The sequence below is a fragment of the Geminocystis sp. NIES-3708 genome (genome assembly GCF_001548095.1).
Classification (GTDB): Bacteria; Cyanobacteriota; Cyanobacteriia; order Cyanobacteriales; family Cyanobacteriaceae; genus Geminocystis.
On the sequence record NZ_AP014815.1, the window covers coordinates 1,736,967 to 1,753,910 of the forward strand.

The 16,944-nt window shown below is 30.6% G+C and carries 13 protein-coding genes; 7 read left to right on the forward strand and 6 right to left on the reverse strand.

The genetic code is table 11. The features are described from left to right. Positions 1-151: 151 nt before the first annotated feature. From GM3708_RS07680 to GM3708_RS07690, 3 genes are all read right to left on the reverse strand, one after another. The gene (locus tag GM3708_RS07680) at positions 152-1,282 is read right to left on the reverse strand and encodes a glycosyltransferase (protein WP_066345350.1); all 1,131 of its coding nucleotides are present in this window, start codon (positions 1,280-1,282) and stop codon (positions 152-154) included. A gap of 98 nt (positions 1,283-1,380) precedes the next feature. Next, on the reverse strand, positions 1,381-1,845 hold the full coding sequence (locus tag GM3708_RS07685) for a lysozyme inhibitor LprI family protein (protein WP_066345351.1): 465 nt from the start codon (positions 1,843-1,845) through the stop codon (positions 1,381-1,383). A 121-nt stretch (positions 1,846-1,966) separates the two neighbouring features. Then, on the reverse strand, positions 1,967-3,118 hold the full coding sequence (locus GM3708_RS07690; protein WP_066345352.1) for an NAD-dependent epimerase/dehydratase family protein: 1,152 nt from the start codon (positions 3,116-3,118) through the stop codon (positions 1,967-1,969). Positions 3,119-3,381: 263 nt separating this feature from the next. On the opposite strand from GM3708_RS07690, the gene GM3708_RS07695 reads away from it, so the two are divergent. Continuing rightward, positions 3,382-4,827, forward strand: coding sequence for a DNA phosphorothioation system restriction enzyme (locus tag GM3708_RS07695; protein ID WP_066345353.1), 1,446 nt, complete (start codon positions 3,382-3,384; stop codon positions 4,825-4,827). 17 nt (positions 4,828-4,844) lie between these two features. On the opposite strand, the gene GM3708_RS07700 is transcribed toward GM3708_RS07695, so the two are convergent. From GM3708_RS07700 to GM3708_RS07710, 3 genes are all read right to left on the reverse strand, one after another. Next, positions 4,845-5,588: a pantothenate kinase gene (locus GM3708_RS07700; protein ID WP_082714029.1), complete on the reverse strand. Its 744-nt coding sequence runs from the start codon at positions 5,586-5,588 to the stop codon at positions 4,845-4,847. Positions 5,589-5,633: 45 nt separating this feature from the next. Then, positions 5,634-6,512, reverse strand: coding sequence for a 4-hydroxybenzoate solanesyltransferase (locus tag GM3708_RS07705; RefSeq protein ID WP_066345356.1), 879 nt, complete (start codon positions 6,510-6,512; stop codon positions 5,634-5,636). A 65-nt stretch (positions 6,513-6,577) separates the two neighbouring features. Then, a complete protein-coding gene (locus GM3708_RS07710; RefSeq protein WP_066345357.1) occupies positions 6,578-12,007 on the reverse strand; it encodes a diguanylate cyclase domain-containing protein in 5,430 nt (1,809 codons plus the stop codon). 223 nt (positions 12,008-12,230) lie between these two features. Here GM3708_RS07710 and GM3708_RS07715 point away from each other — a divergent pair, with 223 nt between their 5' ends. The 6 genes from GM3708_RS07715 to GM3708_RS07735 all read left to right on the forward strand — a co-directional run bounded on the left by GM3708_RS07715 (position 12,231) and on the right by GM3708_RS07735 (position 16,934). Continuing rightward, the gene (locus GM3708_RS07715) at positions 12,231-12,524 is read left to right on the forward strand and encodes a hypothetical protein (protein ID WP_066345359.1); all 294 of its coding nucleotides are present in this window, start codon (positions 12,231-12,233) and stop codon (positions 12,522-12,524) included. A 93-nt stretch (positions 12,525-12,617) separates the two neighbouring features. After that, entirely contained in the window at positions 12,618-12,758 is a 141-nt protein-coding gene (locus tag GM3708_RS19775) for a MerR family DNA-binding protein (RefSeq protein ID WP_396229660.1), read from the forward strand. Between the two features lie 656 nt (positions 12,759-13,414). Continuing rightward, the gene (locus tag GM3708_RS07720) at positions 13,415-14,074 is read left to right on the forward strand and encodes a class I SAM-dependent methyltransferase (protein WP_144439294.1); all 660 of its coding nucleotides are present in this window, start codon (positions 13,415-13,417) and stop codon (positions 14,072-14,074) included. A 147-nt stretch (positions 14,075-14,221) separates the two neighbouring features. Then, positions 14,222-15,205, forward strand: a complete 984-nt coding sequence (locus tag GM3708_RS07725; protein ID WP_066345361.1) for a bifunctional 2-polyprenyl-6-hydroxyphenol methylase/3-demethylubiquinol 3-O-methyltransferase UbiG — start codon at positions 14,222-14,224, stop codon at positions 15,203-15,205. Continuing rightward, positions 15,198-15,818, forward strand: coding sequence for a CatB-related O-acetyltransferase (locus tag GM3708_RS07730; RefSeq protein ID WP_197671697.1), 621 nt, complete (start codon positions 15,198-15,200; stop codon positions 15,816-15,818). The genes GM3708_RS07725 and GM3708_RS07730 overlap by 8 nt, the downstream gene beginning before the upstream one ends. Positions 15,819-15,845: 27 nt before the next feature. Continuing rightward, positions 15,846-16,934 carry a glycosyltransferase family 4 protein gene (locus tag GM3708_RS07735; RefSeq protein ID WP_066345363.1) on the forward strand — a complete coding sequence of 363 codons (1,089 nt, stop codon included), beginning with the start codon at positions 15,846-15,848 and terminating at the stop codon, positions 16,932-16,934. Positions 16,935-16,944: the final 10 nt, after the last annotated feature.

Consider the following 16,944-nt stretch of genomic DNA (forward strand, 5'->3'; position numbering starts at 1 on the left):
AAAAATCAGGAAGACAAAACCTTTAAACAACTGTAATAGTGGGTAAGTAAAATAGTAAAAAATTCTCAAAATAAATTTGTGGATTTTTGAGACAATCTAATTCATTCACAAAAACATAATCTCCCAGTCTCTTAGTCTCCTCTTTTTGTCATCATGCAGCCAAGGATAAATTACCCGATACTACCCCTTGATAAAAATTCCTTAATTGAGCTGTTGCTGAACTCCAGCCCCATTTTTCGGCTTCTAAACGAGCATTTTGTCTTAATTTTTCCCTCTCGTCTTGATGAGCCAATAAACGTTGAGTAGCTGCGATCGCCCCTTGAGCATCATCAGGATTAAACATATAACCATTAATACCATCAGTAACAATATCAGGAATTCCTCCCCGTCTTGCAGCAATAACTGGGCAACCCGCCGCCATGGCTTCTAATAATACTAAACCAAGAGTCTCAGTGGAAGAGGGAAAAATAAAAGCATCAGCAGAAGCATAAGCCGCACCTAATTCTTGTCCATGAAGATAACCAACAAAATTTGTGTTAGTATTAGCAAAAAGTTGTTCTAATTCATCTTTAGCAGGACCATTTCCTACGATTGCTAGTCTTGCATCAGGAATACTCTCTAAAACAGGTTTTATCTTGTCAATTTCTTTTTCGGCGGAGACTCTACCGACATATAATAAAAGTGGTGCATCAGGATTACCTTGAGAAAGACGATTACGCATTTCAGAAGAAGCTAAACTAGGATGAAAAGAATCGGTATCAACACCTTTTTGCCATAAATCAACCTTTTCAATGCCGTGATTAACTAATTCATCTACCATGGCTGTAGAAGTGCATAGGTTTAATTGAGCTTGGTTGTGGGCTAATTTTAGTAATTCCCATAAAATTCCTTCTAATGCCCCTAAATTATAATGATGAAGATATTGAGGTAAATGGGTATGGTAAGAAGCGATAAGAGGAATGTCTAGTTTTTTGGCGTAGTAAATTCCCCCAATCCCTAAAACTGCGGGATTAACTACATGGATTAAATCGGGCTTAAATCTTTGTAAGGCGAAATTAATGGAAGGGTTAGGAATTGCTAATTTTAATTCTGGATAAAGAGGAAGAGGAATTCCTTTAATACCGTTGATTTTTGCTCCTTTATATTCTTTTAAACCGCCTTCAGGAGAAAATATTAAAACTTCGTCTCCTTGTTTTTGTAAATGTTCAACGGTATGTTTTAAACGAGTAACGATGCCGTCAACTTTAGGCAAAAATGTTTCGGTAAATAAGGCGATACGCATAAATAAGTGAGAGTGAATACAAAGACGGTGAATTTTAAGTAATAACTATATCATTTGTTGCACAATTTACTTTCTTTTTTACCAGTTCTTCGATAAACTTAAATGTTATTGCGATACTTATTCATTTCCAGTAACTGTTTAATTCTTTTTATTTGCTCGTCTATCATGTTATAACTATAAGCTAATCCAAAATGAGTTCCACCTCGAAAAGTGTCTGCTAAAAATTTGCTGTTTGCCGCACTATAATCATTCCATGCCAATTGTGATTTTTCCAATAATTCTTGGGCTTCACTATCTAAAGATAAATTCATCTGTGTTATTATTTCATCCATTCTATTATTTAAGATATTGATAGCTTCATCGGCTTTTATTTTCATCCCGAAGTTAGTTTGCTCAGTTTCAATAAAACTATTCCAATCTCTATTTTCTGGGGTGACGGATTGGGCGAAAGAATGGTTAATAGGATATATCATCAAGAAAGCTATCACAAATAAAGTCATGGACATTAACTTTAATAAATAGTCACTTTTTTTATAACTATCAACTTTTAGATTTGCAATCATAATTTTGTCAATAAAATATGGGGTAATTTTTTAAGGAGCAAGAATCATTGACAAAAATCTATAATTATTAATTCTTTAATTGTTAATTGTCAATTATTAATTATTGATTATTAATTATTTTTTATCTTCGCCAAGAAACTTTTGGCAATACTTGCTCTAAATCAACTCGATTTTGATATTTAGTGGCAAAGTTAAGTAAAGAATCAAGGAGAGAATCAGATAAATAATGAGGTTGCAATCCTAAATCCAATAATTTGGTATTTTTAGCGTTAAAGTAGTGTTCTTCTAACTCAACACGGGGATTTTCAAGGTTATTAACTTCTACTTTTAAGCCGATGGTTTCTCCAGCTTTTTGTACCATATGAGCTAAATCATTGATACTAAATAACTCGGTAAACTGGTTAAATACTCTGAATTTTCCTGCTTCTGCTGGATTAGCGATGGCAAGTTCCATACAGCGTACAGTATCTCGAATATCTAGTAAAGCACGAGTTTGACCACCACTTCCATAAACTGTTAGAGGATGACCAATTGCAGCTTGAATACAAAAACGATTCAATGCAGTGCCAAAAACACCATCATAATCAAGGCGGTTTATTAGTAACTCATCCATGCCAGTCTCTTCAGTTAAAACACCATAAACAATACCTTGGTTTAAGTCAGTGGCACGAATACCCCAAACTTTACAAGCAAAATGAATATTATGACTGTCATGAACTTTACTTAAATGATAAAAGCTACCGGGTTGTTTAGGGTAGGGTAAAATATCCTTACGCCCGTTATGCTCAATTTCGATATAACCTTCTTCAATATCAATATTGGGAGTGCCATATTCTCCCATTGTGCCTAATTTGACGAGGTGAGAATCAGGAAATTCTTCTTTCATAGCATAGAGAATATTTAATGTCCCGACAACATTATTTACTTGAGTAAATACAGCGTGTTCTCTATCAATCATAGAATAAGGTGCACTGCGTTGTTCTCCAAAATGTACAATAGATTCAGGCTCAAATTTACGAAATGCCTTGACTAAAAAATCGTAATTAGTAATATCACCAATAAATAATTCAATTTTTTTTCCAGTTAACTCATACCAACGCTGAATACGTTTTTGAATAGAAGCAATGGGGGTTAAAGTTTGTGAACCTAATTTGTCATCCCAGTGACGACGGGCTAAACTGTCGAGAATAGCTACTTCATAACCTTTATTTGAAAGATGTAATGCAGTTGCCCAACCGCAATAACCATCTCCACCTATTACTAATGTTTTCATCTTGAATATGTTTTTATATATTGAGTATTGAGGTTAATTTACCAATTATCGGACAAAAAAGATCACTTTAAACTATAAAAATTTTTTTTTATTTGGATAATATAATAGATGTGATTTTTAAAACATTTTTAATTTTAATTGAAATATTTTTTGATGCGAATTGTTTCTGACAATGACCTTCGATAAATAATTTCTATTATAGAATTAAATGTATTCAAATAATGGCTATTAAATTTTAAGTATTAAGACTAAAAAAATAGATTATGAATATTAATTGGAATGCTTTAATTGTAAATTATCAGCAGAGAAATAATTATAAATTAGCAGAAAAAAAAAGAAATTATAATTATAAAAATATATTAAATTATGTGCCTATTTTTCCCGATGATTTAATTTTAAGAGATTATCAAAAAGAAGCAGTTTTAAATTGGTTGAAAAATCATGGTAGAGGCACATTAAAAATGGCAACAGGTAGTGGAAAAACTATCACAGCTTTAGCTATTACCACAGAATTATATCAGCAGATAAATTTACAAATTTTGTTAGTAATTTGTCCTTTTCGTCATCTGGTTTTACAGTGGGAAGAAGAAACAAAAAAATTTAATTTAGAACCGATTTTAGCTTTTGAAAGTATTAATAATTGGCAAAGTGAGCTTTCAAGACAACTTTATCGTATTCAAAATAATCAACAAAAATTTTTAACGATAATTACTACTAATTCTACTTTTATGAGTGATGGTTTTCAATCTCAGATATTATTTTTTCCTGAAAAAACTTTAATAGTTGGTGATGAAGCTCATAATTTAGGATCACCTCGTTTATTATCTTCTTTACCAGCTACAATTGGTTTAAGATTAGCATTATCAGCAACTCCTGAAAGATATTTTGATGATGATGGTACAGACTTTTTAATTAATTATTTTGGGAAGGTTTTACCTCCAGAATTTACTTTAGCAAATGCCATCAAAAAACAAGCTTTAGTTAAATATAATTATCATCCAATTTTAGTACAATTAACAGATATTGAGGTATTACATTATGCTAAATTAACTAAAAAAATTGGTTGGGAATTATCAAAAAATAATAATCTTGAAAATAATCATAATCTTAAAGCATTATTAATCAGAAGATCACGTTTAATTGCTACGGCTAGTAATAAATTAGTTGCCTTGAAAAAATTAATGTCAGCTAGATTAAATATGAAGGCTACTTTATTTTATTGCGGAGATGGTTATATAAATAAAAATGAGCGTCAATTGGAAGCAGTAACAAGAATTTTAGGTAAAGAATTAAATTATCGAGTCAATACCTATACATCAGAAACATCTTTAGAAGATCGAGAAAAAATAAAAAAACAGCTGATATCAGGAGAATTACAGGGATTAGTGGCAATTCGTTGTTTAGATGAAGGTATCGACATTCCGATGATTGAAAATGCGGTAATTTTGGCAAGTAGTAGTAATCCTCGACAATTTATTCAACGACGAGGAAGAATTTTGCGCCCCCATGACGGGAAAAAAGAGGCAACTTTATTTGATATGATTGTAATACCGCCAGTGTTAGAACGAGATATTTGGGAAATTGAGCGTAGTTTATTGAAAAAAGAGTTAAAAAGATTTATGGAGTTTGCTAGTTTAGCAAATAATGCAGAAGAAGCCATAGAAATTCTAGCAATTTTACAAACAGAATTTAGTATAGAGAAGAGTTAGAAGAATTTGACTCTTCTCTATAAATCTGTTATATATTTTTGCATTCCTAAAAAAATTAGGTTAACATCTACCGTAATTTTATCACTAAGATCGGGCACAACAGCTTTTAAATATTGAAATAATAATGACGCATCCCCACCAGTTAAAATAACTTTACTTTCAGGATATTTACTCAGCCAATCTTGACTAAAATCTCGAATACTAGCAATAAGGCTATAAACGATTCCGCTTTGAATTGCTGAAGATGTATTTTTTGCCCAACGAGGTATTATATCTTCTATTATTTCAATTTCTGGTAGGGCAGCGGTATTAAAAAATAGAGTTTGTAATTGTAATCTTACCCCCGGAAGAATTGCACCGCCAATTAATTTGCGATTTTCATCTGCACCTGTAAAAGTTAAAGCTGTGCCACTATCAATCACAAGACAAGGAAAACCATAAGTACTTCCTGCACCCCACAATGCTAAAATGCGATCGATTCCCATGGTGAAATAAATATCTTGTAAAGGAATAATTTTTGGATCGATAATTGTAGTTTGTGGTAAAGAAAGAAAGATTTTAGTAGCGGAAGGCACAACGGAAGCAATATATAAGGGAATTTGTGCTTTTAAATAAGAATAGAGATTGTTATCTAACATATGGTATAATTCAGCTAAGGATTCACCTTGAGAAGTATTCCATGTTTGTTGTATTTTTTCTCCATCAAAATAACACCAATGGAGTCGAGAGTTGCCGATAATTAAGCCTAACCAGTTATTCAAAGTAATTAATAGTTATAGTTAATAGTTATAGGTGATTTGTCATTCTTAATTACCAAAAATGATGCCTAATAATAAGATAAAGCCAATCCAAACATTTTGATTGAATATTTGCCCATAATTGACGAATTCTTGATTTGATTGTCTCAATTCAATGTATTGTCCTGCCCAAAGAATAACGGCGATCGCCCATGATAGCCCAAAAAAGTAGTTTAAGCCGTTGAAAGAGCCAAGATAAGCAAATAAACCAGCAGTGAGAGCAAAAAATAAACCCACAGCTTCCCCAGCTAAATCGCCAAAAAAGATTGCACTAGAATTAATACCAATTTTGAGATCATCAGGTTTATCTGCCATAGCGTAAACAGTATCAAAGCCCATCGTCCATGTAATGGTAGCACCCCACAATACCCATGTATTAAAAGTTAAATTACCCGTCACGGCACTCCAACTGATTAAAACGGCAAAGCCCCAAGCAATAGATAAAACCAGCTGAGGAATAGGAAAAACGCGCTTTGCTAAAGGATAACAGATAATGAACGGTACAGAAGCCACACAAAGCCAAAAACTAAGAGAATTGAGATAAAATGCTAATCCTGCGGCACAAGTTAAACTGATAATAAAGACAATAATCCCGACTTTGATTGATAAAGCACGGGATGCTAAAGGACGATTTTTTGTTCTTTCTACTTGATTATCTATGTTACGATCCCATAAATCATTGATAACACATCCTGCGGCACTGGTGGCTAAACTACCGAAAATGATAATAGCGACTAAAATCCAAGGGGGTTTACCCATACTAGCGAAAAATACTGCCCATAAAGCAGGAATCATCAGAATCAGTCTTCCTGCTGGTTTATCCCAACGAAGGAGTTTGATAATATTTTGAGTGATGCTAGGGGTATTAATTTCTGGAGATATAACCATTGGTAAAGTAAAAATAGCTTTTAAGAATACTTTATCAAAAAATTAAATTATTAATCAGCACTTAATTAATCTTCTATATTACCGATAATTCGATTTCTACCTTCATTTTTAGCTTGATATAATGCCAAATCAGTTTTAGTAATTAAATTTTCGGGGGTAAGTTGCGAAGTAGGAATAAGACTAACAAAACCAATACTTAAAGTGACATATTTATTTACAGATGATTGTTCATGAATAATTTGTAATTCATTAATAGCGTCTTTAACTGATTGAGCCACTGTAAATGCCCCCATGGGGGGTGTTTCAGGCAAAATAATAGCAAATTCTTCTCCTCCATAACGAGCGAATAAATCTGTGGGGCGTTGGATAACACTCGATATTGTTTGTGCCACCTTGATTAGGCAATCATCTCCCTTTTGATGACCGTATAAATCATTATAAGGTTTAAAATAATCAATATCGATAAGTATTAAAGAGAGATGTTTGTTTTGTCTTAAATGTCTTTGCCATTCTTTTTGTAAATAATTATCAAAATGACGGCGGTTAGCAACTTGGGTTAAACCATCTAAATTAGCAAGGCGCGATAATTGCTGGTTAGCTTTTCGCAACTCATCTGTACGCCTTAAGACTTCTTTCTCTAAGGTGCGATGATAGTCTCTTAATTTTTTTTCTATTTCTTTCCGTTGTGCAATATCTTGAAAAGCAACCATTGCAAACAAAATTTCTCCTAATTCGTCATAGATAGGTGTAGCCCAACATTCTACAGGAATAATTTGACCATTTTGATGAATTTCTATATCATCCGCACTAGAAACTTTCCCTTCTAATGCTTTGATAACGGGTAAGTCTTGATTAGGATATAGTTGATTAGTACCAGATACATAAATTTTATAAGTTTTAGCAATATCTTCTTTTAAGGTATTAGATAATACTCCTTGACCTAATATATATTTTGCTTTTTGATTGGTATAATAAGGATGTCCATTAGCATCTAAAATACCTATTGCTACGGGCATTGCTTCTAAAAATTGTCTTAATAATTCTTCATTTTGCTTGACTTGATGATAAAGTTGTGAGTTTTTAATAGCGATCGCAGCTTGTCCGGAAAGTAATTGTAAAAGCTCTAAACTTTGTGTAGTACAAGCACCAGGGGTTAAATTATTTTCCAGATAGACAATTCCGATTAAATTTCCTTGATTAATTAATGGATAACAGAGAATAGAAAAGGGTTGCACTGATTGAATATAAGAATCGGAGACAAAATCTCCTGTCAAATAAGGATAATCAAGACAGATGATTTCTTTAGTTCGTGCTACATAGTAAAAAATAGACTCTGGTAAGGTTTCACCAATGGTTTTATCAGGAAAAAGTGAATGATTATTATTACAAATATCAATAGCGATGGTAAATGTACCTAATTCTTCAACAGAAGAGGAAGTATGCAGTAATAAACAACCTTTTTGTACTCCTGCATTTTCCATTAAAATTGTCATTAAAGTTTGTAATAAATTTTCTAGCTGAACTTCTTTGGCAATAGCTTCAGATGCTTTCATCAAAGTCATTAAATCTAAATTATTACGAGAGTTAATGCCATTAGTTGTTTTATGAATATCTCCAGAAATATTAGATGAAGTAGTTATAGAAGATAAAACCTGAGAATATTTTTGTTGTAAATCGGCGATTTTTGCTGTTGCCCCCCAACGGGTATAGTAATATAAGGATTCTTCAAAATAAATTTGAGCTAATTTTTCTTTTTTCCAGCTTAAATAAAATTTTCCTGCTAATTCATTAGCCATGGCAACCTCATTGATAAACTGATTTTCTTTAGCTAATTCAATGGCTTTATCATAATTTTCAATAGCTTTAGCCTTATTGTTTAAAATTCTTTGTTTTTCTGCCTCAACTAAATGCCACTTCGACTTGTAATTGATGGGGGTATCTTCTGCCCACTGAGAAAGTATCGTTTGATAATATTCCATTTTTTCTAAAATCTCTTCTTTATTATCTTGTGTTTCCCATAATGCCCCATAAGTTAAAGCGGCATAATAATAATAATAAGGAAAAAATACAATTCCACTTACAGCAGATAAATGAGGTTGTGCCTGATTAATATAAGATTCTGCTGATTGATAATTACCAAAATAATAAGCTAGTAATAATTTATAGATATAAACTTGTGCGATGGCTGTTAATTCTTGATGTGACTCATGGTAAGTAATTTTAATGGTTTCGTCATATAGTATTCCTCTCAATAAATCAGGTTGAGGTGATATGTTTCGTAAATTTTTAATAGTTTGCCATGTCATCTCTAAATAGGTTTTTGCGGAATTCTGAGAAATTTTAGTTGATAATTGATGATAACTTGTCAATTCTGTTTCTAAAGTTTCTAATTCAACCCCAGCAAAAAATCCAGTAAAACAATAAATTAGAGCATTATAACCGACATTGACTAAATCACCTGTTTCTAAAGCAATTTGATGGCTGTTTTTTAACGTAATTAAACTATTTCTTATAGGTTCTTGACGACATTGAATTATACATCCAAATATCTGTACAATTACAGACTGAAACTGTTGTTGAGGATCGATTTCTATTAAATTCATCGCTAATTTGCCGAAACTGTAGCCTTTATTAACTTCTGAGAAAAAACTACAAAGTACCATACCATGAATACAATAACCAATAGCTGAAGAGGAAAGATTACCAAACTTTATCGATAAACTCACCATGGTAGAACTAACCCAAGGTATGATATTCGGCATGGATTGAAAAAAAGGAGAATATAATATGGCTAATATTTCTAATATTGCTTCTCCTTCGGGATTGTTATTTATGGGCAGATTAATTAATTCTTCAATATTCTTATTTTCTAGCTGACGATTAAGATTTTGTAAAGCATTATTCGTATCATAAATATTAGCTGAAATTGGTAATTGAATCCCTAATTCTTTTAATGCTTTTCTACCAACATCAATGGCTAGATTCATTCTACTTTTTGCTATTTGTACTGCTATAAAAATCTTATAGATTAATATTTTATCTAAAATATTTCTGGCATTATCTAATACCTTTTGTGCCATTATTTGCATTTTTTGAAAGTCACTTGTTAAATAAGCAATTTCAACCCTCATATTATATAGATTAAGAGTTAAATCATATTGATTTTGCCAACAATTAATATCTAATAATTCTATTCCTGTTTGTAAATAAATTTTCGCTATATCATAGGCAATAGTTTTTTTTGCTTTTTTTGCTACTTTTAAGTTGAGTGTAATTAAATTTTCTTTTTCTTCTGAATTTTGAATCAAACTTTTTCCTTTATTCCAATGCTCAACAATATCAAATAAATGTTCCTCTTGTTCTAATTCAGTATATTTTTGTAATAATAATTGTCCTATTTTTAGATGAATTTTTGGTTTTTCATCCTCACCAATTAAAGTGTAAGCGGCTTGTTGAACACGATCATGTAAAAATTGAAACTGATAATTATTTATTTTTTCTTCAGAGGGTAATAAAACAATTAATCCGTAATTAATAGCAATGGTTAATTCTTCTAATATTTTTTCAAGAGATTTTTCACTAATAATTGATAAAGTCAATAAATCAAATTTATTACCAAGACAAGACGATAATTTTAATAAAGATTGAGTATTTTTAGGGAAATTTTTTAACTGATCAATCATCAATTCTGCTACATTATCCGTGATATTTTGAGCAGAAATATTGACTATATCCCATTGCCATTTATATTGATTATAATCAAAATAAATAAAATTTTCTAAATATAGCTTTTGTAAAAATTGTTTCGTAAAAAAAGGATTACCTTTTGTTTTCTTAAAAATTAATTCTGATAAAAATTTTACTTCTTCAATATCACTTTTAAGAGTCTCAGCAATTAAAAAAGTAATATTATTAATAGATAAATTTTGTAAATAAATTTCATTAACTATCACCTGATGTTTTTTTATATTATTCATCATGATAGTTAAAGGATGATTCCCATTAATCTCATTATCACGATAAGCACCTATTAAAAATAAATGTGGTAAATTATTATTAGTAATAATTAATTCAATTAAATTCAAACTACCAGAATCCGCCCATTGTAAATCATCAAGAAAAATAACCAAAGGATTCTCTTTTGTACAACAAGCCTCCATAAATTTTTGAAATACTAAATTAAACCTAATTTCTGCTTCATTTGAACTTATTTTCAGTAAAGGTAATTGTTTATCAATAATTAACTCAAGTTCTGGAATTATATCAATAATAACTTGTCCATTAATTCCCAATTTTTTTAATAATATATTTTTCCAGCTATTAATATTTTCTTGATTTTCTGTTAATTTATTTTTAACAAATTGTTGCAAAGCATTAATTAAAGCACTGTAAGGATTACTTTGTTGAAATTGATCAAATTTTCCTGAAATAAAATTTTTTATGATATTTTTTTGATATATTGTCTCAACTAAAAATGATTTACCCGTGCCTGAATTTCCTGTAATAAAAATTATTTCAGTCTGAGATTGCTCTGTTATATTAGATAATTTAGTTAATAAGTTTGTGCAAATTTCTTCTCTATCATATATGTTTTGAGAAATTAAAAACCTATCAGAAATATCGTTATTTCCTAAAGAAAAGGTGTTAATAATTCCTGTTAACTCTAATTGTTGTAAACAATCTTTTAAATCTGCTTTTAATCCCCAAGCACTTTGATATCTATCATTAGGATTTTTAGCCATTAATTTCATAACCAAATCTGAAATAACAACAGGAATGGAAGGATTAATGAAGGATGGATTAATCGGTGTTTTTGTAATATGAAAATTAAATAACTTTAAAGAATCATCACTTTCAAAAGGTAAAATACCTGTTAACAATTCATAAAAAGTAACCCCTAAAGAATAAAAATCAGTGCGATAGTCTAAATTGTGATTAATTCTTCCCGTTTGCTCTGGAGAAATATAAGCTAATCTTGTTTGTAATATAAATAAATCTTCTTCAATAAATTTGTCTTGATATTTTTCTTTGTTTGAAACCGTAGCAATACTAAAATTACTTATTTTTAATTCTTCAGTATTGGGGTTATAAAAAATATTATGAGAATTAAGATTTTTATGAATGATACTATTCCTATGTATTAATTCTAAAATTGTAGCAATTTTTACAGCAATTTTTAAAAAATCAGATATTAAAAAACTACTATCATTAACTAATAGTTTTAAAGACTTACCTTCAAAATTTTCTAAAATAAGTGCCAAACCATTTTTATATTTTTCTAAGGCATAAACCTTAATAATCCCATCAAAATTAAGAGATTTAGTTATTTTATATTCTTGTTTATATTGATTTAATTCCAGTGTTGTTGGATAATCTTGCTTAGAGATTTTAATTAATACTTTTCTTTGATCAGATTCTCTAACACCAAAGTAAAGAGATGAATTAACATCTTCATCAATTTGGTGGTAAATTTGATAGCCTGACAAAAATATCATGTAATTAATTAAAAGAAAATATTAATATGTTTAAATATTAATTTAACATTGTAATACTAAAAATTTAAAGTATTCGTACCATTTCGTACACAAAATCATAATATATATTACGAAAATTTCATAACTAAAAATTAAGTTGATAATCCATCTTCTTTAAATATTTGATGATTCAAACAAAATCTTAGTACAATGAGAGATGTATAGTTAAAACTTTGAAAATTAGATGAATGTGACATTAGCTCGAAAATTAAAATCAACATACCAGAAAGAAAAAATATCAGCATTTATATTCACTTTTGGTGCAATGGATGCCATTTTAGGTGGTTTTAGTGAGCGGTGGACTTTGCTATCATTAGGAATATTATTAGTTATTATCAGTGGTTGGATGCGATGGTTACAAATGCAAAAAACTAGAAATATGATTTCTTCATCCAATCCTAAACGTTATCTTAACCCTAGTCGAAGTAATTTAACTCCTTTACCTCCTCTTAAAAGAAAACGAGATTATTTATCATAAATAAAATGTTTGTGGAATCTGAATGTTTAAAATTTAGCTGATTATAGCAAATTACCAGTTAAATTTATCCATTATTATGTAGATTTAGTTTTATTGTGTCCTCATATTTCCTGTGATAATTCTGATTATCGTCTATTTTCTCCTATGCTTATCAATCGTTTAAATTTTATTCGACGATCGCAACATTTAGGATTAAAATTAACACAGATAAAAGAGATCTTAAATTGTTCATGATCAAGGTAAAATTCCTTATGAAGTAGTCAAATAATTGCTCATAGAAAAATTAGAGAATATCGATTGTAAAATAAAAGAATTAAAACCATTTATCGTTGGTATAATTGGTATAAAAAGAATATACCCTAGAGTTGTTTCAATCTCAAGATATTTTGAAATATTCTTTCTTTCCTGAACTTAGTTTAACTGCAGAACAAATTTTTCAAGTGGGGCAGTAATCGGAGAGTTTAATAAAAAAATACTCAGCAAAAAGTTTTCGTTTCCAGTCTTTATCGTTCTACCTTAACATAAATATAATTATATATAAGGGGAAATAATGATGAAAGTAATAATCATTGAAAAATAAACCTCTCAATTAACTGAACAACAACACTATTCTCCACAAGAATATCTTGACTTTAGAAAAAAAAGCGGAATTTAAAAATGAATTACGAAATTCACTTACTATCGTGCTATTCCTAAATTAAAAGAATATATTTCAATCAATCTGAATATTGAGTAGAACAATTTAGCAAAAATGCTGAGGGTAAATTGGTTTTAACAGAAGGAAAAAGAGAATCTAATATTTTAAATTTACTCTCTTTAAATTTAGTGATCACTTTTGGGGAGATTTACGATAAAGTAACTTTTATAGATTAAAATTGGTTTTAAAACCCATGCAAATAGTTAATAAAATAGTTACAGGGGGTAAAGCTCATAAAAGTCGCTTTCATGATGAAAAAGGAAACCCACTGGATTTAAAGGGTTTTATCTATCTACCCCATTGTTTAGCAACAACTGCCCTCAGATTAACTATAGGTTATCGCCCTGTTTTACCTTGGCTAAGTTATCGAGCCATTAAGTTTTTAGACAAACTGTTAAAACCAGATTGGAAAATGCTTGAATGGGGATCAGGAATGTCCACTCTTTGGTTTGCTCAAAGAGTTGGCCATCTAACTAGCATTGAAGATTATCAGCCTTGGTATGAAAAAGTAAAACCAACTTTAAGCAAGACTGATAATGTAGATTATCAATTCAAAACTGATGATAACTATTTTAATTTAGATCAATATCCCGATGAAACTTTTGATTTTATCTTGATTGATGGTTCTGAACGAGGTAATTGCGCCAAAAGTGCAGTTACAAAGTTAAAGCGAGGGGGTTACATCTATCTTGATAATTCTGATAAACATTCTACTATGGAGGGTAGCGATACCAGGATTGCGGAGGAGACTTTGCTACAAGCAGTTAAAGAAAGAGGAGGAGAAGTTAAATATTTTGTTGATTTTGTTCCTACCTATTTAGCGGTTAACCAAGGAATGCTTTTAAAATTGTAAACACTAAAATATATTTCAGCTAATCTCAAATAATTATCAACTTAATTTTAATAAAGTGTGTTTTTTATGAATCCTTTAAGGAAAATTTATCTCCTTCGAGGAATAATCTGTGTTTGTTATCAAAGAATTTAATTGAAACTTAGCACTATGACTATAGCTAAATTTGAATACATCGAACTTAAAAATTGTCCCTTATGTGGTTCACCTGAAAAACGTCTTTTGTTTAAAGCTAATGATTTATTAATGGGACAGCCAGGGGAATTTGGTGTAGAACAATGTATAGAATGTGATTTTCGATTCACAAATCCGCGTCCCCCTGCGGAAAATATTTTTGATTATTATACAAAAGACTATCATTGTTATCGAGATGATCGTATTTCCACAAACAAAATTATTGAATCTTCTGCTTCCGAAAAAATAGTAAGCAATGACTCTCTAAAATATAGTTTTTACGGAGGATTTTGGGGGAGTCGAGGATGGGTTATTCCAAATTTAAGCAAAGGTGCAACAGTTTTAGAATTAGGATGTGGCAGTGGCAGTTTTGTTCGGGAATGTGTTTCTCGTGGATGGAATACGATCGGGACAGATCTTAATCAAGATTTACAATCTACTATTGTTAATATGGGAGCAAAGTTTATTGAAACCAACCTTCCATTAATCAATCTTTCTGATAATCACCTCGACGCGGTATTTGCTTGGCAAGTTTTAGAACATCTTTATCAACCCATTGAAACCTTAGAAGAAATTAAGCGAGTCCTTAAACCCAATGGAATATTTGCTTTTAGTGTTCCTAATTCTGATTGTTGGCAATTTAATCTTTTTAAAAATAAATGGGCTGGACTACAAGTTCCTACTCACGTCAGTCATTTTTCTCAGAAAAGTATTCATCAAGTAGTCGAAAAATCAGGACTGAAAATCATAGGAATATATGCACAAAATACGGTAGGGTGTTTATACCCCAGTATTTTATTATCCCAAGGATTAGATAATGTTTCTTTAAGTCAACAGTGGACTTCTATTAATTTTGTAAACAAACTTGTTGACCGATTTTTATCCATCTTTATTTCTTTGATTTTCGGTGTAAAACAAGCTGAAAGATTAACCGTAATTTGTCTGAAAAAATATGATTAAGGCACAAATATTTAGAAAGATTTTCTTCTTGTTTAAAAAATCAACTGTTTATAGAAAAACAATAATGCCGATGAACGAAAATCCAACTTATTCGGATTATAGTATTGGTCGATATACTTATGGAGAACCAAGAGTTTTAAAGTGGGGCAATGAATCAACACTAAGAATCGGTAGTTTTTGTTCAATCGCTTCCGGGGTAACAATACTTTTGGATGGAAATCATCGAGTTGATTGGCTCACAACTTATCCTTTTAGCGTCGTTTTTGAAGAATTTACTAATATAGAAGGACATCCGGCAACTAAAGGTGATGTTATAATTGGTAATGATGTTTGGATTGCCATGAACTCATTAATTCTATCGGGAGTAAAAATTGGAGATGGAGCCGTTATAGGAGCTAATTCCGTTGTTTGTCGAGATGTTCCACCTTATACGATTGTTGCTGGCAATCCTGCTAAGAAAATCAAAACCAGATTTGATTCTCACACAGTTGAAAAACTATTGGAGATGGAATGGTGGAATTGGGATCTGAATAAAATAAAAAGTAATGTTCCTCTCCTAATGTCTGATGACTTTAATCAATTCATTTCAAAAAATAATTCTTCTTGTGATTAAAAAATCTAAATCCCCATCCAATACTCTATGGCAAAAATTTATTTCTTTACAAATCCTCCAGAATATCCGACAACAAGATTTAGATCGCAACAGTATTTGTCTTATTTCCACAAGTATGGATATACAACAATTTTCTCTACCTCTCTAGCTTCTAGCATACAAAAACCTAAATCAGAATCTTTGATCTCTATTTTGATTTTTAACATTGCACGATATTTCACAGAATTAAAAAATGTAGTTAATCGTTGGCAACAGATTAATCAAATAAATGATTTAGACAGTGTAGTTTACATACATTCGTTTCTGACCCCTTTTTTAGAAACAGACTATCTAGCCCAAGTAGTAAGGAAAAAATCTTTGAGAATTGTTTTAGATATTGATGATGCTATATTTGCTACAAATAGGAGAACAGAAACGAAACTAAAAAAACTACTACCTATTTGTGATGCTGTAGTAGTAGGAAATGAATATTTGGCAGAATTCGCTCGAAAATATCAAAAAAACATTCATATTATTCCCACACCGATTGAAACTAACTATTATGTTCCCAAAACAGATAATGACATTCAGGACAAGAATAAGATTACAGTTGGTTGGATGGGAGGATGGGTTAATCTTATCCATCTTAATTTAGTTGTTTCTAGTTTAACTAGTATAAAAAAACAAATTCCTCATATTCAAATTAGAATTGTTACTAATATCCAAGAATTGCCATCTAATCTAAAAGATATTGCGGAATTAAAGCAATGGAGTGCAGAAGATGAATTGACTGACTTACAATCTTTTGATATTGGCTTAATGCCCTTAGAAGATAACCCTTTTAGTCGAGGAAAATGCTCTTTTAAGCTATTACAGTATATGGCAGTGGGTATTCCAGTCATCGCTTCTCCTGTTGGCATGAATAAAGAAGTTGTTAGAGATAACGGTTTTCTGTGTAATTCTCCCGAAGAATGGTTCGATAGCTTATTATTACTTTGTAAAAATAAAGAACTAAGAAAAAAAATGGGAGTAAAAAGTAGAAATATTGTGGAGTTGGATTATTCCACAGAAATAAACTTTATTAAGTTACACGGAGCATTAACTGGAAACGAATTAAGTTACCTAAAGCTACACTAACTTTTGTCAA

Bases quoted from the DNA above. Each gene is read 5' to 3' on its own strand.
- GM3708_RS07680 (WP_066345350.1), bottom strand. From the start codon at position 1,282: ATGCGTATCGCCTTATTTACCGAAACATTTTTGCCTAAAGTTGACGGC.
- GM3708_RS07685 (WP_066345351.1), bottom strand. From the start codon at position 1,845: ATGATTGCAAATCTAAAAGTTGATAGTTATAAAAAAAGTGACTATTTA.
- GM3708_RS07690 (WP_066345352.1), bottom strand. From the start codon at position 3,118: ATGAAAACATTAGTAATAGGTGGAGATGGTTATTGCGGTTGGGCAACT.
- GM3708_RS07695 (WP_066345353.1), top strand. From the start codon at position 3,382: ATGAATATTAATTGGAATGCTTTAATTGTAAATTATCAGCAGAGAAAT.
- GM3708_RS07705 (WP_066345356.1), bottom strand. From the start codon at position 6,512: ATGGTTATATCTCCAGAAATTAATACCCCTAGCATCACTCAAAATATT.
- GM3708_RS07710 (WP_066345357.1), bottom strand. From the start codon at position 12,007: ATGATATTTTTGTCAGGCTATCAAATTTACCACCAAATTGATGAAGAT.
- GM3708_RS07715 (WP_066345359.1), top strand. From the start codon at position 12,231: ATGAATGTGACATTAGCTCGAAAATTAAAATCAACATACCAGAAAGAA.
- GM3708_RS07720 (WP_144439294.1), top strand. From the start codon at position 13,415: ATGCAAATAGTTAATAAAATAGTTACAGGGGGTAAAGCTCATAAAAGT.
- GM3708_RS07725 (WP_066345361.1), top strand. From the start codon at position 14,222: ATGACTATAGCTAAATTTGAATACATCGAACTTAAAAATTGTCCCTTA.
- GM3708_RS07730 (WP_197671697.1), top strand. From the start codon at position 15,198: ATGATTAAGGCACAAATATTTAGAAAGATTTTCTTCTTGTTTAAAAAA.
- GM3708_RS07735 (WP_066345363.1), top strand. From the start codon at position 15,846: ATGGCAAAAATTTATTTCTTTACAAATCCTCCAGAATATCCGACAACA.